The sequence below is a fragment of the Streptomyces sp. NPDC006476 genome, from assembly GCF_040612015.1.
Taxonomy (GTDB): Bacteria; Actinomycetota; Actinomycetes; order Streptomycetales; family Streptomycetaceae; genus Streptomyces; species Streptomyces griseorubiginosus_B.
Window position 1 is genome coordinate 100,208 of sequence record NZ_JBEXPK010000031.1, and the last position, 17,695, is coordinate 117,902.

The 17,695-nt window shown below is 72.1% G+C and carries 15 protein-coding genes and 2 pseudogenes; 7 read left to right on the plus strand and 10 right to left on the minus strand.

Going from position 1 to position 17,695, the window contains the following annotated elements:
* Positions 1-184: 184 nt before the first annotated feature.
* The 4 genes and pseudogenes from ABZZ74_RS31050 (at position 185) to ABZZ74_RS31065 (ending at position 5,037) form a co-directional block, all read left to right on the plus strand.
* On the plus strand, positions 185-1,405 hold the full coding sequence (locus ABZZ74_RS31050) for a 4-hydroxybenzoate 3-monooxygenase (protein ID WP_356770536.1): 1,221 nt from the start codon (positions 185-187) through the stop codon (positions 1,403-1,405).
* Positions 1,406-1,484: 79 nt separating this feature from the next.
* The gene (locus tag ABZZ74_RS31055) at positions 1,485-2,843 is read left to right on the plus strand and encodes a hypothetical protein (protein ID WP_356770538.1); all 1,359 of its coding nucleotides are present in this window, start codon (positions 1,485-1,487) and stop codon (positions 2,841-2,843) included.
* Positions 2,840-3,526: pseudogene (locus tag ABZZ74_RS31060) on the plus strand (PAS domain-containing protein); the annotation flags it as partial. The gene ABZZ74_RS31055 and the pseudogene ABZZ74_RS31060, both read left to right, overlap by 4 nt.
* Positions 3,527-4,053: 527 nt before the next feature.
* Complete coding sequence (locus ABZZ74_RS31065) at positions 4,054-5,037, plus strand: threo-3-hydroxy-L-aspartate ammonia-lyase (protein WP_356770539.1); 984 nt, start codon at positions 4,054-4,056, stop codon at positions 5,035-5,037.
* On the opposite strand, the gene ABZZ74_RS31070 is transcribed toward ABZZ74_RS31065, so the two are convergent.
* A complete protein-coding gene (locus ABZZ74_RS31070) occupies positions 5,032-5,427 on the minus strand; it encodes a nuclear transport factor 2 family protein (protein ID WP_356770541.1) in 396 nt (131 codons plus the stop codon). The two genes, ABZZ74_RS31065 and ABZZ74_RS31070, sit on opposite strands and share 6 nt — an antisense overlap.
* Positions 5,428-5,560: 133 nt before the next feature.
* Here ABZZ74_RS31070 and ABZZ74_RS31075 point away from each other — a divergent pair, with 133 nt between their 5' ends.
* Complete coding sequence (locus ABZZ74_RS31075; RefSeq protein WP_356770543.1) at positions 5,561-5,923, plus strand: cupin domain-containing protein; 363 nt, start codon at positions 5,561-5,563, stop codon at positions 5,921-5,923.
* Between the two features lie 31 nt (positions 5,924-5,954).
* On the opposite strand, the gene ABZZ74_RS31080 is transcribed toward ABZZ74_RS31075, so the two are convergent.
* From ABZZ74_RS31080 to ABZZ74_RS31090, 3 genes are all read right to left on the minus strand, one after another.
* On the minus strand, positions 5,955-6,926 hold the full coding sequence (locus ABZZ74_RS31080) for an NAD(P)-dependent alcohol dehydrogenase (RefSeq protein ID WP_356770545.1): 972 nt from the start codon (positions 6,924-6,926) through the stop codon (positions 5,955-5,957).
* Between the two features lie 120 nt (positions 6,927-7,046).
* On the minus strand, positions 7,047-8,402 hold the full coding sequence (locus ABZZ74_RS31085) for a VWA domain-containing protein (RefSeq protein WP_356770547.1): 1,356 nt from the start codon (positions 8,400-8,402) through the stop codon (positions 7,047-7,049).
* Positions 8,399-9,256, minus strand: coding sequence for a MoxR family ATPase (locus tag ABZZ74_RS31090; RefSeq protein WP_356770569.1), 858 nt, complete (start codon positions 9,254-9,256; stop codon positions 8,399-8,401). Before ABZZ74_RS31090 ends, ABZZ74_RS31085 begins: the two co-directional genes overlap by 4 nt.
* Before the next feature lie 136 nt (positions 9,257-9,392).
* Between ABZZ74_RS31090 and ABZZ74_RS31095 the strand changes: the two genes are divergently transcribed.
* Together ABZZ74_RS31095 and ABZZ74_RS31100 are read left to right on the plus strand one after the other, a co-directional pair.
* Positions 9,393-9,962 (plus strand): TetR/AcrR family transcriptional regulator, encoded by a 570-nt coding sequence (locus ABZZ74_RS31095; RefSeq protein ID WP_356770549.1) that lies wholly within the window; start codon positions 9,393-9,395, stop codon positions 9,960-9,962.
* A 489-nt stretch (positions 9,963-10,451) separates the two neighbouring features.
* Positions 10,452-11,036: a hypothetical protein gene (locus ABZZ74_RS31100; RefSeq protein WP_356770551.1), complete on the plus strand. Its 585-nt coding sequence runs from the start codon at positions 10,452-10,454 to the stop codon at positions 11,034-11,036.
* 2 nt (positions 11,037-11,038) lie between these two features.
* On the opposite strand, the gene ABZZ74_RS31105 is transcribed toward ABZZ74_RS31100, so the two are convergent.
* The 6 genes and pseudogenes from ABZZ74_RS31105 to ABZZ74_RS31130 form a co-directional block, all read right to left on the minus strand.
* Positions 11,039-11,695 carry an LUD domain-containing protein gene (locus ABZZ74_RS31105; protein ID WP_356770553.1) on the minus strand — a complete coding sequence of 219 codons (657 nt, stop codon included), beginning with the start codon at positions 11,693-11,695 and terminating at the stop codon, positions 11,039-11,041.
* Complete coding sequence (locus ABZZ74_RS31110; RefSeq protein WP_356770555.1) at positions 11,692-13,179, minus strand: LutB/LldF family L-lactate oxidation iron-sulfur protein; 1,488 nt, start codon at positions 13,177-13,179, stop codon at positions 11,692-11,694. The genes ABZZ74_RS31105 and ABZZ74_RS31110 overlap by 4 nt, the downstream gene beginning before the upstream one ends.
* A complete protein-coding gene (locus ABZZ74_RS31115) occupies positions 13,176-13,931 on the minus strand; it encodes a (Fe-S)-binding protein (protein ID WP_356770557.1) in 756 nt (251 codons plus the stop codon). The genes ABZZ74_RS31110 and ABZZ74_RS31115 overlap by 4 nt, the downstream gene beginning before the upstream one ends.
* A 72-nt stretch (positions 13,932-14,003) precedes the next feature.
* Positions 14,004-15,452, minus strand: coding sequence for a rhamnulokinase family protein (locus tag ABZZ74_RS31120; protein WP_356770559.1), 1,449 nt, complete (start codon positions 15,450-15,452; stop codon positions 14,004-14,006).
* The gene (locus tag ABZZ74_RS31125) at positions 15,449-17,488 is read right to left on the minus strand and encodes a bifunctional aldolase/short-chain dehydrogenase (protein ID WP_356770561.1); all 2,040 of its coding nucleotides are present in this window, start codon (positions 17,486-17,488) and stop codon (positions 15,449-15,451) included. The genes ABZZ74_RS31120 and ABZZ74_RS31125 overlap by 4 nt, the downstream gene beginning before the upstream one ends.
* Before the next feature lie 55 nt (positions 17,489-17,543).
* Positions 17,544-17,695, minus strand: a pseudogene (locus ABZZ74_RS31130) (rhamnose isomerase); the annotation flags it as partial.

Genomic DNA, 17,695 nt, shown 5'->3' on the forward strand with positions numbered 1-17,695 from the left:
CCCCGAGCCGTTATATGAGTGATTTTCCACGATAGAGGGCAAAAGGCCGCGGGGGTGCGAGAGTGCGCCGTCCGGGGTCCGCAGGTTGACACCGCGATCACGGAACCCGGCGGCCGTACTCACCCGGCCGTGCGCCCTCCTGGGATCGGCCCCGCTCGGCTACCCTGACCCAGGAGGTGGCCAAGTGGCTGAAAACGAGCGGGAGTTGGCGGAGTCGACCACCGTGGTGGTGATCGGCGCGGGGCCCGCCGGCATGACCGTCGCCAACCTGTTGCGGCGCAGCGGCGTCGACTGCGTGGTTCTGGAACGGCGCAGCCGCGACTACGTCGCGCAGCGGCAGCGGGCCGGCATCGTGGAGACCCGGGCCGTGCGGATGTTCGACTCCTGGGGGCTGGCCGACCGCGTCCTGGGCGGAGTCCCGTACGACGGCATCCTCGAGTTCCGGGTGGACGGCGAGCGTCACTTCGTGTCCGACGGCGACGGCTCCGACGGCCCGGCCGCCCAGCTCTGCCCCCAGCAGGTCCTGGTCCAGAAACTCACCGCCCACTATCTCGCCGACGGCGGTGACCTGCGCTTCGAGGCGGCCGACGTCTCCCTGCACGACCTGACCGGCGAGCGCCCCACCGTCCGCTACCGCGCCCCCGACGGCACGCTCCACACCCTGACCTGCGCCTTCGTCGCCGGCTGCGACGGTGACCACGGCATCAGCCGCGCCACGGTCCCCGCCGGCGCCCTCACCACCCACGCCTTCGACCACGGCATCGGCTGGCTCACCGTCCTCGCCGACGCACCGCCCCCGGCCCACCCCCTCCTGGCCGTCAGCCCCCAGGGCTTCGCCGCGCACTTCCCGCGCGGCCCGCGCAGCAGCCGCTACTACCTCCAGTGCCCGCCCGACGACCACCCCGACGCCTGGTCCGACACCCGAGTCTGGGACGCCCTGCGCACCCGCCTCGGCGACCCGGCGCTGCCCTCCGGCCCGATCACCGACCGGGAGATCTTCCGGCTGCGCAGTCTCGTCCACGACCCGATGCAGTACGGCCGTCTCTTCCTGGTCGGCGACGCCGCGCACATCGTCTCCCCGATGGGCGGCAAGGGCATGAACCTCGCCCTCTACGACGCCGACGTCCTCGCCCGCGCCGTACGGGACTTCCTGCACGACCACGACGACACCGGCCTGCGCGCCTACTCACGCCGCTGTCTGCGCCGCGTCTGGAACGACCAGGAGTTCTCCCACTGGCTGACCCGCACGGTCCACGACGCGGGCGACGACACGGACGCCGGGCCGTTCCTGCGCCACCTCGCCCGTGCCCGCCTCGACCGGCTCTTCACCTCACAAGCCGCGGCGGGTGCTTTCGCGGAACTCATGACGGGCCTTGATCCGGAGGCCAATTCCGTCGGTTCCTGAAAACACCGAACGCGCTTTTCCCCGGCCTCCGTGATCTTTCCGGAGGCCCATTGTCAGTGGTACGTCCTACTCTCGCCATATGACCTACAGCGTCTGGCACAGGGGCCTCGGTATCACGCTCGATCTGACCGAGGCCGATCTCGGGCACCCCGAATACCCCCGGCTGCTCGACGAGATCTACGGCAATTACCAACCGGATCTTCTCTACTGCCTGGAAGCCCATGAGGACGAGGGGTTCATCTGCCCCGGCTTCATGACCATCCGCAAGGTCAACGGCCGTCCGCACGCGATGCATGTGGCAAAAGGGGAACGCCCCGAGACGAAGGCGGAAAGCGATCTCCACAAGGCGCTGGAGGAATACACGGCCGAGGTCGCGTCGGGCGAGGGATTCCGTGTGACGCGACCGGCGGCGGGCGAGCACGGAAAGGGCCGCGTGGACGTCACCGTGGAGGGCGCCGACAGCCACCGGCTCGCCTACGAAATCCAGCTCGCCGCGATAGCGGGCGGTTCCGTCGACGACCGCACCCGGATGGCGCGCCGGGCGGGTCTGACCCCGCTGTGGCTGGTCAACAACGAGAACGCGATACCGATCGATCGCGCCCCCTGGGCCCGGCTGAACGTGCAGAGCTGGCGCGACGTCACCGACCGCGCCGCCCTCCCGGTGCGCGGCGGGATCAAGCAGCTGCACATGTCCCGCTGCGACTGGAGCAACCCGGTGCCCTGCCCCCAGCAGGGCGCGGGCCGCTGCGGCGGCCGGCACGCGCTGTGGGAACCGGTCCGGGGTCTCTACTACGAGGACGTCATCCGGCGCACCGCCACCGGTGAGCTCGTCTCCCTGTACCTGCCCCGTCCCGCGGGCCGACGCGGCTGGCACATGTGGGTCACTCCGAACGACAAGGAGGAGTTCCTCGAGGGCCGGCCCGAACCCGTCCCGGGCATGGTCGTGCCGACTGCTCGGCCCGCGACCGGCGCGGAGCGGCGCCCGGAGGGGGCCGCCGGGGGCGTGCGGGCCGAGCTGACCGGGGCGCTGGACGACGAGCGGCCCATCGACGCCTCGCTGTGGCACACCGAGCCGGGACCGTCCGAGTTCTCCCGCCCGTTCGTCGTGGGGGAGTTCGTCATACCGGGTGATCTGGTCGCCGCCCGGCGCACCTTCACCCGGGCCCTGGAACACGCCGCGGACATCGCCGCGCATCTGCCGAGCGGCGCGGACATCGTGGCGGGCCGCGCCGAGATCACCGGCGAGCAGCGCGAGCGACTGGCGGACGCGCGGGAGCGGTGCCGGCGCCTCGCCGAGGAGATGCACTCACACCCGTGGTGGGAGACGGTCGGCGACCGCCATGCCGCCCGTGACGCGCTGACGTACGCCGCGAACCATGACAGCCCCTCGGGCTGGACTGTTCGTCCAGGAGCTGGACCTGTAGTCTACGGTCCGTGACGGATGGCACCGACGACGCGGACGACACGGGCGAGCGGGCCCTCGACGCAGAGCGGGACGCGATCCTCGCGGCGCTGCGTCCGGTAGTCGAGGGGATCGCGGCGACCTTCGGACCGGTGTGCGAGGCGGTCCTGCACGACTATCGCCACCCGGAGAACTCGGTCGTGGCCGTCGCCGGTTCGGTGACCGGGCGGGCCGTGGGCGGCGCGATGAGCGAGATCGGCCTGCGCGTCCTGGCCCGCGGCGACCGGGCCGAGGACGAGCTGAACTACGTCACCCGCACCCGCTCCGGCACGCTGGTCAAGGCGTCCACGATGGTGCTGCGCGACTCCACCGGCGCGGTCTTCGGCGCCCTGTGCCTCAACGTGGACGTCACCGCCGTCCAGGAGGCCCACGCCCTGCTCGGCGCCCTGTCCGGAGTCGCCGCCGGCGCGGCCGACGCACCGGTCACCACCTTCGGCAACGACATCGACTCGGTCGTCGACGCCCTTCTCGACGCCCACCGGATCGGCCGCAACCGTCCCTGGGCCGCCCTTGACCGCGCCGAACGCCTCGACCTGTTCCGCGCCCTCGACGACCACGGCGTCTTCGCGGTGCGCCGCGCCGTCGAACAGGTCGCCGAGCGGCTCGGCATCTCCCGCGCCTCCGCGTACAGCTACCTCTCCCAGTCCCGCGCCGCCACCGCCCCGACCTCCGCTGCAGGGCCCGCGGCCCGCGCCGCCACCGCCCCGGGCTCCGCTGCAGGGTCAGCGGCTCGCGGTGCCACTGCGCCGGGCTCCGCTGCAGGGTCCGCGGCTCGCGCCGCCACTGCGCCGGGCTCCGCTGCAGGGTCCGCGGCTCGCGCCGCCACTGCGCCGGGCTCCGCTGGAGGCCCCGGGGCTCGCGCCGCCACTGCGCCGGGCTCCGCTGGAGGCCCCGGGGCTCGCGCCGCCACTGCGCCGGGCTCCGCTGCAGGGCCCGCGGCTCGCGGTGCCACGGCCCCGACCGCCGCCGGAGGGTCAGCGGCCCGCGCCGCCACTGCGCCGGGCTCCGCTGGAGGCCCCGGGGCTCGCGCCGCCACCGCCCCGGGCTCCGCTGCAGGGCCCGCGGCCCGCGGTGCCACGGCCCCGACCGCCGCCGGAGGGTCAGCGGCCCGCGGTGCCGCCGGCCCGAGCACCCCTGCAGGATCCGCGGCCCGCGCCGCCGCCCCGACCACCGCTGGAGGACCCGCGTGACGACCACCACCCCGCCCGTCACCCTCGACACCGTCCGTGACGCGGCGGCTCGGCTCCGGGGCGTCGCCCACCGGACGCCCGTCCTGCGCTCACGCACCCTCGACGCCCTCGTCGGTGCCGAGGTCCACCTCAAGTGCGAGAACTTCCAGCGCGTGGGCGCCTTCAAGTTCCGCGGCGCCTACAACGCCGCCTCCCGGCTCACCCCCGAGCAACTGGCCCGGGGCATCGCCGCCTACTCCTCCGGCAACCACGCCCAGGCCGTCGCCCTGGCCGCCCGTGAGCTGGGCACCTCGGCCGTCATCGTCATGCCCGAGGACGCCCCCGCCTCCAAGCGGGCCGCCACGGAGGGCTACGGCGCCGAGATCGTCACCTACGACCGCTACACCGAGGACCGCACGGCCGTAGCCGAAGCCCTCGCCGACGAACGCGGCCTCGCGCTCATCCCGCCCTACGAGCACCCCGACGTCATGGCGGGACAGGGCACCGCCGCTCTCGAACTCCTTGAAGAGGCAGGGGAGTTGGATGCACTGATCGTGCCTGTCGGCGGGGGCGGGCTGATCGCCGGGAGCGCCACGGTGGCCAAGGGCGTCAGCCCGGGCATCCGGGTGACCGGCGTCGAGCCGGAGGCCGGGGACGACACCAAACGGTCTCTGGACGCGGGCCGACGCGTCACCATCCCGGTGCCGCGCACCATCGCCGACGGGCAGGCGCTGGAGACGCCCGGCGAGCTGACCTTCTCCGTCAACCAGCGGCTCGTCGACGGAATCGCTCTCGTGTCCGACGACGAGATCAGCGCGGCGATGCGTTTCGCGTTCGAGCGGCTGAAGATCGTCGTCGAGCCGAGCGGCGCCACCGGGCTGGCCGCGTTGCTCGCCGGGCGGGTGGATGCGCTGCCCCGCCGGGTCGGTGTCATCGTCTCCGGCGGCAATGTGGACGCCGACCGTTTCGCCCGGCTGTGCGGCCGGGCGGCGACGTCATGACCAGAACTCGTCGCCCCGTTCGAGGTCCTCGACGCACTCGTCGAGATCGGTGATCTTGTCCCCGACGATCCGGAAGACGATGCCTCCGTCCTCGTCGATCCGCTTGTCGCCGCGCTGGGCGGTGACATGGTGCATGGAGACGGCATGGCCACGGCCGTCCACCAGGATGTTGCGCAGTTCGACCTTGAAGGTGCCGCCCGTCTCCTCGTACAGCCGACGGTAGTAGTCGAGGATCGCGTCGATCCCCTTGCAGTCGCCGGACAGCTGGTGGCTGCCGGGCACGTGGTGCGTCGCGTCGCTCGTCATCATCGAGCGCAGGGTGTCCATGTCGCCGCGTGAGAAGGCTTCGTAGCCCGTGCGGACGAGTTGTGCGTGAGGGTGTTCAGCCACGGTGATCGCCACCTTTCTGGTGGTTCGGCGATTGCGGCTTCCAGCCGTCATTCTGCGCTCACCCGAATGGCGGTGTCGACCGCACGGGCGGACGATGGTGGCGTGGGCAGGGCTGGCAATGGAGGGAGCCGACATGATTGAGATCAAGGCCATCGACAAGCCCGACGAGCGGCGCGACTTCCCGCGCGGACACCTCGAAGCGGTGCACATGTCCGGGCTGGACTTCGCCGTTGGCACCTTCGAACCCGGCTGGCGCTGGTCCGAGTCCGTAGGTCCCATCGCCGGAACGAAGAGCTGCGAGGTCCACCACAACGGGTACTGCGTCTCCGGTCGTATGCGCCTGCGCATGGACGACGGCGCCGAGCAGGAGGTCGGACCGGGCGACGTGTTCGTGGTGACACCGGGCCACGACGCCTGGGTGGTCAGCGACGAGCCGTGCGTGGTCTACGATTTCGCGGGCCAGATGGCGACGGAGTACGCGAAGGCGAAAGGCTGAAGGGCGGGACCGACCTGCGGGGTGGAGCCGCTCACACGGTGATGACGATCTTCGCGCGGGCGTGCTCCACCTCCAGGTGGCGTATGGCCTGAGCCGCCTCGCTGAGGGGGAACACCCGCTCCACGACAGGGGCGAGCTTCCCGGACTCGACCAGAGCGCGCAGCTCGGCCAGGTTCGCCTTGCTCTGCTTCGCCGGGAGTTCCACCAGCCGTTGGCGCGCGAAGGGGGCGACCGCCCGGCGCTTGAGGAACAGTCCCATGGGCCCGACGAAGCTGCCGCCCTCGTACATGCCTCCGCCGGACAGCACGAGGGTCCCGGTGGGAGTCAGGGCGCGCCGGAACTCGGCCAGGGAGCGGTTTCCCACCAGGTCCAGAACGACGCCGTACGGTCCGCCGCGGGTGAAGTCCTCGTTGGTGTAGTCGATGACGTGGTCCGCCCCCAGCGAGCGGACCAGATCGACGTTGCGGGTGCGGCACACGGCGGTCACCTGTGCGCCGTACGCCTTGGCGATCTGCACGGCGAACGTGCCGACGCCGCCGGAGGCACCGTTCACCAGCACGGTCTCGCCGGGATCCACCTGGGCCACGTCCCGGATGCCGATGAGCGCGGTGTTGGCCGCCAGCGGCACCGCGGCCGCCTGCTCGAAGGTGAGGTTGGCGGGCTTCACGTCCACGGTGCCCTCCGGGGCGCACACGTACTCCGCGAACGCGCCGTCGGCCTCGCCGAAGACCTCGTCCCCCGGTTTGAGCGAGGTGACGCCCGCACCCACCGACTCCACCCGCCCGGCGAAGTCACGGCCCCTGATGCGCTGCCTCGGCCTCAGCAGGCCCATCATGGGACGGGCGAGCTTCGGGTCGCCGTGCAGGAAATGCCAGTCGTAGGCGTTGACCGAGGCCGCGTGCACCCGCACCAGCACCTCGCCGTCGGCGGGCACCGGCCGGGGCGTCTCCCCGTACTCCAGCACGTCCACCGATCCGTACCGGTCCTGCATGATCGCCTTCATCGCTTCCCCCTCCGCCACCGGCGAGCGTAGGGAAACGGAGCCCAGGGCGACATAGGGGAGATGCCCTAGTTCCCGGGTATGAGCCCGCTGCCCGGGCCGAGCCGCCTGGGGACCGGGTGCTCAGACGGGCAGCAGCCGGCCGATCAACGCGCCGAGCTGGCGGGCGTTGCGGCACTCGTGCATCTCCACCAGCTCGGCGTACTCCGGTGCCGCGGAGTCTCCCGTGCCCCACTGGGCGCGCGGCTCGGGGTTCAACCAGTAGACACGGCGGGCCCGTTCCCCGATGTGGCGTACGGCCGCCAGGTTGGGGTCGCTCATGTTCGTCCGGGCGTCACCGAGCACGAACACCGTCGTGCGGGGGCCGACCGCGTCGCCGTAGCGCTCGGCGAACTCGCCCAGCGCGACGCCGTAGTCGCTGCTGCCGTGCCAGCCCGTGAGTGTCGCCTCGGCCCGGATACGGGCGCTCAGGCCCTCCGCGTCCGCGGCGCCGTGCTCCAGCAGTCCCGTCACCTCGTCGATCCGGTTGACGAAGGCGAACACCCGCACCTTGCTGAACTGGTCGTGCAGCGCCTGCACCAGCAGCATCGTGAAGTCCGAGAACCCCGACACCGAGCCCGACACATCGCACAGCAGCACCAGTTCGGGCCGGACCGGACGGCGCCTGCGCAGCACCGGCTTCATCGGCACCCCGCCCGTCGACAGCGACCCGCGCAGCGTGCGCCGCAGATCGATGCTGCCCCGCGCGGCCCGGCGCCGGCGCGCGGCGAGCCGGGTGGCGAGCTTGCGGGCGAGCGGATGCACCGTCCGGCGCAGTTCGGCCAGCCGGTCCTTGCCGGCGTAGAGGAAGTCGACCCGGTCGGGGGTGGTGGCCACCGCGCGCCGGGCCAGCTGGTCCCGGTCGCGCCGCTCGGCCACCCGCCGACGCGCCTCCGCCGCCGCCAGCCGCCGGAAGGCCTCGATGCGCCGACGGATCTCGTCGTCGAGCAGCCGGTCGGTGAACCCCGAACCGCCGCTCGTGGCACGGACGTCGTCCCGGACCCGGGCGAACAGCGTCTGCGGGCGCAGCCGTTCCAGCGTCTGGTACGACGACCAGCCGTCCGACCCCGGCGCGGTGCCGTACCCGCCGAAGCCGTCGACCGCCTCCGCCGACAACCGCCCCAACAGGGCGAGGTCGTCGGCGGCGAGGGCGGCCGCGAGACGGTCGCGCAGGTCGTCCCGGTCCGCCGGCCCGGTCTCGGGCGCGCCGATGCCGCGCGGGAAGTACAGGTCGAAGACCGGGTCGAACACCTGGCGTTGTGCCGGGCCGTGCAGCAGCGTCGCCGCCAGCCCCTCCCGCAGCAACTCCCGGTCCGTCAGCCCCAGTTCGGCGACGGCCTGCGCCGCGTCCACGGTCTCGCCGGTGCCGATCCGCATACCGTGCGCCCGAAGGGCCCCGACCAGCGAGGTCAGCCGCTCCGCGACGCCCGGCGCCGTCACACCGCGTCCAGGTCGAGCTTGGCGGCGGCCTTGAGGACGTCGTCCTGATGCTTGAGGAGCACGCCCAGCGTTTCGCGGACGACGGTCTCCTCCAGGGTGGCGGCGCCGAGCGCGAGCAGGGTGCGCGCCCAGTCGATGGTCTCGGCGACCGAGGGGACCTTGCGCAGGTCCATGGCGCGCAGCGCGCCCACCACCCGGACCACGGAGGTGGCCAGCGCCTCGTCGAGGCCGGGCACCTTGAGCCGGACGATCCGGCGCTCCAACTCCTCGTCCGGGAAGCCGATGTGCAGGAACAGACAGCGGCGGCGCAGCGCCTCGGACAGCTCACGGCTCGCGTTGGAGGTCAGGACGACGAAGGGGCGTCGGGTCGCGGTGATGGTGCCCAGCTCGGGGACCGTCACCTGAAAGTCGCTGAGCACCTCCAGGAGCAGGCCCTCCACCTCGACGTCCGCCTTGTCGGTCTCGTCGATCAGCAGCACCTTGGGCTCGTCGCCGCGGATGGCGGTCAGCAGCGGGCGCGTGAGCAGGAACTCCTCGCTGAAGATGTCGGTGCGCGTCTCGTCCCAGGTCTCGTCGCGGCCCGCGCTGATGCGCAGCAGCTGCTTGGCGTGGTTCCACTCGTACAGCGCCCGGGACTCGTCGACGCCCTCGTAGCACTGCAGACGGACCAGCTGTGCCCCGGCGACCTCGGCCACCGCCTTGGCGAGCTCCGTCTTGCCGACCCCGGCCGGGCCCTCGACCAGCAGCGGCTTGCCGAGCCGGTCGGCGAGGAAGACGGTCGTGGCCACGGCCGGGGAGGCGAGGTAACCGGTGGCGGCGAGACGCGCGGAGACGTCGTCGACGGACGTGAACAACGGGGCCTCCAGGTGGGCGGCGGTACCGGGTCTACTATCTAAGCGCTTGTTCACCGCTTGTGTCACCCCGGAATCCGCAGCTCCCGCATGTATACCGATCGGTTTCCTCCGGTGGTTCCGGAGGTACGCTCCCCGTATGGCCACGACAGACAAGGCGTCCACCAGGGATCGGCTGCTCGACGCCGCCGCCGAGCTCTTCTACCGCGACGGTGTCTCCATCGGCGTGGAGGCGCTGTGCCGGACGGCCGGAGTGTCGAAGCGGTCGATGTACCAGCTCTTCGCAAGCAAGGACGAGGTCCTCGCGGCCAGCCTGGAGCGCCGTGCGCCCGGCTACGCGGCCCAGCTCACCCCCGGCCCTCAGGACGCCGACACCTCACGGGAACGCATCCTCTACGTCTTCCGCCAGGTGGAAAGGCTCTCCGTCGAGCCCGAGTACCAGGGCTGTCCCTACCTCGCCGCCCTCGTCGAGCTGAAGGACCCCGAGCACTCGGCGAGCGTGGTCGCCCGGGAGGCCAAGCTGCATCTGCAGAACGCCTTCCGCGCCCAGGCGGAGCTGGGCGGCGCCGCGGATCCCGACCTCCTCGCCCGCCAGCTGATGCTGGTCTTCGACGGCGCGAGTGCCCGGGCTGGCGCCCGGATCGAGACCCTGGACGGCCTGACCACGGTGACCGTGACGACCTTGCTGGACGCGGCCGGCATGCGCTGAGCGCTCCGCTGGAAGTGTCGGATGCGTCGTCGGCCGTCCGCGGCGCCGTCGTGGCCGGTCGCGCAGTTCCCCGCGCCCCTTCGGGGCGCTGCCGAACCGCAGCGGACTTCACCAGGCCCGCTTGGCGGAAGGGGCGGACGCCGAAGCGGTCGCTCGCAGCGCTGGGCGGGTGTGGGTGCCGACGCAGCCGCTCGCGGCGCTGAGCCGGTGTGGGTACCGAAGCAGTTGGCCGAAGCGCCGGGCCGGGCGGACGGGATGCGGTCGCTCGCAGCGTCGCCGGGCGAGTAGGGGCGGCGAAGCAGCTGCCCGCTTCGCCGGGCCGGTGCGGATGTCGAAGCAGTCGCTCGCAGCGCTGGGCGGGTGTGGGTGCTGAAGCAGCCGCTCGGACCGCTGAGCCGGTGTGGGTGCCGGCGACCCTCACGATCGGTCGGACCCTCGGCGTCCACCGCCCGGCGCATGACTGTCGGTGGCGGGCGCTACCTTCCGGGCATGGGTATCTATCTGGTCAGTGTGGGCGCCCGGGAATGGGCCGAGGGCGACGAGGACGAGGACGAGGGCGGCCGTGGAGCCGTCGCCTCGGCCCTCAACGAGGAGTTGGAGCGGCGCGGGCTGCCGCGGTACGAGCCGGTCGCGGAAGAGGAACCGAATGCCTGGTTCGAGGAGAAGATCAGCCCTCCCATGGACGGGTTCGCCGCGCTGTGCCGCGCGCATCTGACGTCCCGCGAGCAGGAGACCCTCGGCGAGTGGACGGTGCTGGTGCCGGTGTCGCTGGAGGAGGAGATACATCTGCCGATCGGCTCCGCCTACACCGACACGACCGTGATCGCGGGAGCGCCGCAGGTGCTCGCCCTGGCCCGGCGGTTGTCGGACGTCATCGGACTGCCGTCGGAGATGCCGCAGGAGCCCGGGAACCTCGGCCTGACGTTCTGGTTCCTCGAGGGTGAGGCGAAGGAACTGGCCGCGGTCCGGCAGGGCCCCTGGAGCGAGGACCTGGACACCGCGTTCTACGTCGCCCTGTACCTGCGTGCCGCCGAGCACTCACTTCGCCGCGGCTGCCCGATGACGTACTGCTGACGCTAGATCTCCGCCTCCTCGCTCACGAGCACGACCTCGAGGGTGCGCGGCCCGTGCACTCCCTCGACCCGGTCCAGCTCGATGTCACTGGTGGCCGACGGGCCGGAGATCCACGTCAACGGGCGGGCCGGGTCGAGGCGTTCGAGGGCCTGGGGCACCGAGGAGACCACCTGGTCGGGCACCCGGACGACGCAGATGTGATGGTCGGGAACCAGGGTGATCCGGCGCCGGCCCTGGTCGGGGGAGCCGTCGAGGACGATGGTGCCGGTCTCGGCGACGGCGAGCGCGCAGGCCGTGACCACACTGCCGACCCGGTCGAGCTCGTGCGGGGTGCTGTCGGCGAGATCCGCGATGTGTTCGACCTCGGCCCCCGAGAGCCACTCCGCCTCCAGCCCCGCAGGCACCACCACCGTCTTCGAACCCCGCTCGGCGAGCAACCGGCCGACCAGGGCCGCCAGTTCGCCCGCGGCGCACCGATGCACGATCGCCCGGTAGTCCGCCAGGTTCTCCGCCAGCAGATCGACCGTCTCCTCGACGCTCCGCTCACCGTGCTCGCGCAGATAGTCCCGGGTGACGGCCTCTTCGTACGGCCGCTCGTCCGGTGCCACATCGGCCAGCGCGCGCCGCACCCGGCCCAGGATCCTGTCCCTGCTGCTCACTTGGCACCGCCCTTTCCACCGTTGGTGCGCTGCCACCAGTCCCGGAACGGCTCCGCCGGGAGGGCCGGCAGATCCCGGCTGCCGCTCCACGCCCTGCCCGGCCCGGGCAGGGTCCGCGGATGCAGCCGACGGGTGCGGGAGGCGAGCCGCTGGCCGCCGCGCAGGGCGCCGGGGTGGGTGAACGCCCAGCGGGCGGCACGCATGGCGGCCCGCTCGGCGGCATGCCCCTTCGCGGGCTTGAGCACCACCTTGTTGCCCTGCCGTACCGCCGGACCGCCCTCCACCACCCGCTCCCGCAGATGCACCAGCACCTCCGGGATGTCGATCGCGACCGGGCACACCTCGTAGCAGGCACCGCACAGCGTCGACGCGTACGGCAGCGAGGCGTCGATCTCGCTTGCCGTGCCCCTCAGCTGGGGGCTGAGGATGGCGCCGATGGGGCCCGGGTAGACCGAGCCGTAGGCATGCCCGCCGGCCCGTTCGTACACCGGGCAGACGTTGAGGCAGGCCGAGCAGCGGATGCAGCGCAGCGCCTGGCGGCCGACCTCGTCGGCGAGGGTGTCGGTGCGGCCGTTGTCGAGCAGCACCAGGTGGAAGGTCCGCGGCCCGTCAGCCGTCTCGGAGTCCGTCGTGCCGGTCCACATCGAGGTGTACGGGTTCATGCGCTCGGCCGTCGAGGAGCGGGGCAGCGTCTGCAGGAACACCTCCAGATCCCGCCAGGTGGGCAGGATCTTCTCGATGCCGACGACCGAGATCAGCGTCTCCGGCAGGGTCAGGCACATGCGCCCGTTGCCCTCGGACTCCACGACCACCAGTGTCCCGGTTTCGGCGATCATGAAGTTGGCGCCGGAGATGCCGACCTTGGCCCGCAGGAACTTCTCGCGCAGATGCAGCCGGGCGGCCTCGGCGAGTTCGGCGGGCGTGTCGGTCAGGCCCTCGGGGGCCGGGCGGCCCCACTCGCCCATCTCCTCGCGGAAGATGTCCCGGATCTCCCCCCGGTTGCGGTGGATGGCCGGGACGAGGATGTGCGAGGGCCGGTCCTTGCCCAACTGCACGATCAGCTCGGCGAGATCGGTCTCGTAGGCCCGGATGCCCTCCGCCTCCAGGGCCTCGTTGAGCCCGATCTCCTGCGTGGCCATCGACTTGACCTTGACGACCTCCGACTCGCCGGTCTCCTTCACCAGCCGGGCGACGATCCGGTTGGCCTCGTCGGCGTCGGCGGCCCAGTGGACGGTGCCGCCCGCGGCCGTGACCGACTCCTCCAACTGCACCAGATACCGGTCGAGATGCCGCAGCGTGTGGTCCTTGATCCGCTTGCCGGCCTCGCGCAGGAGCGCCCAGTCGGACACCTCCGCGACCGCCTTGGCCCGCTTGGCGCGGATGGTGTGCGTGGCGTGGCGCAGATTCCCGCGCAGGGTCTGGTTGCCCACCGCTTCGTGCGCGGCCTCGGGAAAGGCCGGCATTCCCAGATACGTCCCGCTCATACGGCCGGCTCCTCCTCCGTGCTCGCCAGGATCTCCGCGATGTGCACCGGTTTCATCCCCACCTCGAGCCGGGTCATGATGCCGCCGATGTGCATCAGGCACGAGTTGTCGGCCGCGCACAGCACCCCGGCGCCGGTCGACTCGGCATTGCGCACCTTGTCGACGCCCATCGCCGTGGAGACGTCGGAGTTCTTCAGCGCGAAGGTGCCGCCGAAGCCGCAGCACTCATCGGCACCGGGTAGTTCGACCAACTCCAGCCCCTTCACGGCCTGCAGCAGCCGCCGGGGCCGGTCGCCGAGGCCCAGCCCGCGCAGCCCGTGACAGGTGGGGTGGTAGGTCACCTTGTGCGGGTAGTACGCCCCGACGTCCGTCACCCCCAGCACGTCCACCAGGAACTCCGTCAGCTCGTACGTCTTCGGTACCACCGGCGCCAGCGTCGCGGCGAGGGTGTCTCTGCGCCCCTCGGCCCGGGCCCGCTCACCCATCCGCGGATACAGCTCCCGCACCATCGCCCCGCACGACCCGGAGGGCGTGACGATCGCCTCGTACTCCCCGAAGACATCGGAGAAATGCCGGGCGAGCGGCTCGGCCTCATGCCGGTAGCCGGTGTTGTAGTGCGCCTGCCCGCAGCAGGTCTGGGCCATCGGGAAGTCGACCTCGACGCCCAGCCTGGTCAGCAGTTTCACCACGGCGCGACCGGTGTCCGGATACAGCGTGTCGTTGACGCAGGTCAGGAACAGAGCGACACGCATCGCGGCTCCTTGTGAATCGATCATCGGATGAGTGCAGAGTAGTCGGCCCGGCGGGCGCGGGGGAGACCCCGGTCACCGGTCGGCGAGCCGGGCCTGCGCCTCCCGCCACGGCACCGTGTCGCCCCGCGGCTCGTACCGGGTGAGCGGCTGGGTACGGGTGAGCAACCGCCGCCCGCTCGCGAGATCGCCGACGAGACCGTGGGCTCGGGCCTGGACCAGCACGTTTCCCAGCGCCGCCGCCTCCGTCGGGCCCGCCACCACGGGCAGCCCGCAGGCGTCGGCGGTCAGCTGGCACAGCAGCGCGTTGCGGGTGCCGCCCCCGACCACGTGCACGACGTCGACCGGGTGCCCCGCCAGCCGCTGCGCGTCCTCGACCGCCCTGCGGTGCGCCAGGGCGAGCGAGTCGAGGATGCACCGGGTGATCTCGGCGGGCGTCCCCGGCACCGGCTGCGCCGAGGCGCGGCACGCCTCGGCGATCCGCTCCGGCATCCGGCCCGGCGCCAGGAAGGCCGCGTCCCCCGCGTCCACCACCGACCGCAGCGCGGGCACCTTGGCCGCCTCCAGCAGCAGTCCGCCCAACTCCGGCTCGCCCCAGGCCCGTACGCACTCCTGCAGCAGCCACAGCCCCATGATGTTGCGCAGATACCGGACCGTGCCGTCCAGCCCGAGCTCATTGGTGAAGTTGGCCGTCCGGCTCTCCTCGCCCAGCACGGGCGCGTCCAGCTCGAGCCCGGCCAGCGACCAGGTCCCGGTGCAGATGTACGCGAACCGCTCCCCGTCCGCCGGCACGGCGGCCACAGCGGACGCCGTGTCGTGCGAGCCGACCGTCGTCACCGGTACCGGACCCGTGAGGCCGGTCTCCTCCAGCGCCTCCGCCCGCAGCACACCCGCCGGATCGCCCGGCTGCCGCAGCGGCGCGAACAGGCCGAGGTCGACGCCCAGCCGGGAGGCGACGTCGTACGACCACGCGCGCGTCCGGGGGTCGATCAGCTGGGTCGTCGAGGCGTTGGTCAGCTCGGTGCCCTGCTCGCCGGTCAGCCAGTACGACAGCAGATCGGGAATCAGCAACAGGCGCCGAGCGGCCGCGAGTTGGGCGGAATCCCGGGCCGCGACCAACTGATACAGGGTATTGAAGGGCGCGTACTGCAACCCGGTCGCCGCGTACAACTGTTCGGCGGGCACGGTCGCCCACACCTTCTCAGCGACGCCCTCGGTGCGGGGGTCCCGGTAGTGCACCGGGTTGCCCAGCAGCGCCCCGTCGGCGTCCAGCAGCCCGTAATCCACGGCCCAGCTGTCGATGCCGACCGAGTCGACCTGCCCGGCGGCCCTGAGGCCGTCCAGCACACCCCCGTACAGCGCGAGCACGTCCCAGCGCAGCCCCTCCGGAACGCGCACCGGCCGGTTCACGAACCGGTGCGCCTCGGACAGCTCCAGACTGTCGGGGCCGACGCGGCCGACCATGACACGCCCGCTGGACGCGCCGAGGTCGACCGCGGCGTACGACTTCACGGCGCCGCTCATCGCAGGAACGCGGCCGCGACGCCGGCGTCGACCGGCACGTGCAGGCCGGTGGTGTGGGTCAGCTCCCCGCCGGTCAGCGCGAACACGGCGCCCGCGACATGCTCGGGCAGCACCTCACGCTTGAGGATGGTCCGCTGGGCGTAGAACTCGCCCAGCTTCTCCTCCGGCACCCCGTACACGGCCGCGCGCTGCGCGCCCCAGCCGCCCGCGAAGATCCCGGACCCGCGCACCACACCGTCCGGGTTGACCCCGTTGACGCGGATGCCGTGCTCACCCAGTTCGGCGGCCAGCAGCCGCACCTGATGGGCCTGGTCGGCCTTGGTGGCGGAGTAGGCGATGTTGTTGGGCCCGGCGAAGACGGCGTTCTTGGAGGCGATGTAGACGATGTCGCCCCCCAGTTCCTGCGCGATCATCACCCGGGCCGCCTCGCGCGAGACGAGGAAGGAACCGCGGGCCATGATGTCGTGCTGCAGGTCCCAGTCCTTCGCCGAGGTCTCCAGCAGCGGCTTGGAGATCGAGATGCCGGCGTTGTTGACGACCAGGTCGACCCCGCCGAACGCGAGCACGGCCGCCTTGAACGCCTCCGCGATCTGCTCCTCGGACGTCACGTCGACGGTCACGGCGACGGCCTTGTCCGACCCGCCCAGCTCCTCGGCCACGGTGGCCGCGTTCTCGGCGTTCAGATCGGCGACGACGACACAGGCGCCCTCACCGACCAGCCGCTCGGCGATCGCCCTCCCGATCCCGCTGCCGGCCCCCGTCACCAGCGCCACCCGGGTCGCCAGCGGCTTGGGCTTCGGCATCCGCTGGAGCTTGGCCTCCTCCAGCGCCCAGTACTCGATGCGGAACTTCTCCGACTCCTCGATCGGCGCGTACGTCGACACCGCCTCGGCGCCCCGCATCACGTTGATGGCGTTGACGTAGAACTCACCGGCCACGCGCGCGGTCTGCTTGTCCTTGCCGAACGAGAACATGCCCACCCCCGGCACCAGCACGATCGCCGGGTCCGCGCCCCGCATCGCGGGGGAGTCGGGCAGCGCGTGCCGCTGGTAGTAGGCGGCGTACTCCTCGCGGTACTCGGCGTGCAGCCCCTTGAGGCGGGCGACGGCCTCCTCCAGCGGCGCGGTCGGCGGCAGGTCGAGGACGAGCGGCCGCACCTTCGTCCGAAGGAAGTGGTCCGGGCACGAGGTACCCAGCGCGGCCAGCCGCGGATGCTCGGCCCGCGCGACGAAGTCGAGCACGACGTCCGCGTCGGTGAAGTGCCCGACCTGCGGCTTGTCCCGGGAAGCGATGGCCCGGACGTACGGCGCCAGCGCGGCGGCCCGCTCCCGGCGCTCGTCGTCGGGCAGCGCCTCGTAGCCTTCGATCACCGGCCCGAACGGCTCAGGCTTGCCGCGCTCCGCCAGGAACGCCTCCGCGGTCCGGATGATGTGCAGCGAGTTGCGCTCGCACTCCTCGGACGTCTCTCCCCACGCCGTGATCCCGTGTCCGCCGAGCACGCAGCCGATGGCCTGCGGGTTGGCCTCCTTCACGGCCGCGATGTCCAGGCCCAGCTGGAACCCGGGCCGCCGCCACGGCACCCACACCACACTCTCCCCGAAACACTCCGCGGTCAGCTTCTCCCCGTCGGCGGCGCAGGCCAGCGCGATCCCGGAGTCGGGGTGCAGATGGTCGACGTGCGCGGCCTCGACGAGCCCGTGCATGGCCGTGTCGATGGAGGGAGCGGCACCGCCCTTGCCGTGCAGGCAGTAATCGAACGCGGCGACCATCTCGTCCTCGCGCTCCACGCCCGGATACACCCCTTTGAGTGCCCGCAACCGGTCCAGGCGCAGGACGGCCAGTCCGGCCTCGGTGAGCGTCCCGAGGTCACCACCTGACCCCTTGACCCACATCAACTCGACGTCACCACCGGTCACGGGATCGGTCTCGGTGCCCTTCGCCGAGGCGTTGCCGCCGGCGTAGTTGGTGTTACGGGGATCGGAGCCGAGCCGATGCGAACGGGCCAGCAGAGCGGCGGCTTCGGGGTGGGGTGCCATGAGCGGGTCTCTTCCTTGCTTCGTCGGAACGATGGGAGAACGAGAGGCGGGCGAGTCAGGCGCCCCAGCCGGCCTGGGTGCCACCGACTCGTTCGGCGACGATGCGCTGCTGCCATCCGGAGCGGTGGTAGGCGGCGATCGGGTCGGGGTGGAGGCCCATGTCTTCGCGGAGGTCGGCGAGGAGGGGGCGTACGTCGGTGTTGTAGG

What these genes read in the sequence shown, in the direction of transcription:
- ABZZ74_RS31055 (WP_356770538.1), top strand. Translation starts at nt 1,485, where the DNA reads ATGACCTACAGCGTCTGGCACAGGGGCCTCGGTATCACGCTCGATCTG.
- ABZZ74_RS31075 (WP_356770543.1), top strand. Translation starts at nt 5,561, where the DNA reads ATGATTGAGATCAAGGCCATCGACAAGCCCGACGAGCGGCGCGACTTC.
- ABZZ74_RS31080 (WP_356770545.1), bottom strand. Translation starts at nt 6,926, where the DNA reads ATGAAGGCGATCATGCAGGACCGGTACGGATCGGTGGACGTGCTGGAG.
- ABZZ74_RS31095 (WP_356770549.1), top strand. Translation starts at nt 9,393, where the DNA reads ATGGCCACGACAGACAAGGCGTCCACCAGGGATCGGCTGCTCGACGCC.
- ABZZ74_RS31100 (WP_356770551.1), top strand. Translation starts at nt 10,452, where the DNA reads ATGGGTATCTATCTGGTCAGTGTGGGCGCCCGGGAATGGGCCGAGGGC.
- ABZZ74_RS31110 (WP_356770555.1), bottom strand. Translation starts at nt 13,179, where the DNA reads ATGAGCGGGACGTATCTGGGAATGCCGGCCTTTCCCGAGGCCGCGCAC.
- ABZZ74_RS31115 (WP_356770557.1), bottom strand. Translation starts at nt 13,931, where the DNA reads ATGCGTGTCGCTCTGTTCCTGACCTGCGTCAACGACACGCTGTATCCG.
- ABZZ74_RS31120 (WP_356770559.1), bottom strand. Translation starts at nt 15,452, where the DNA reads ATGAGCGGCGCCGTGAAGTCGTACGCCGCGGTCGACCTCGGCGCGTCC.
- ABZZ74_RS31125 (WP_356770561.1), bottom strand. Translation starts at nt 17,488, where the DNA reads ATGGCACCCCACCCCGAAGCCGCCGCTCTGCTGGCCCGTTCGCATCGG.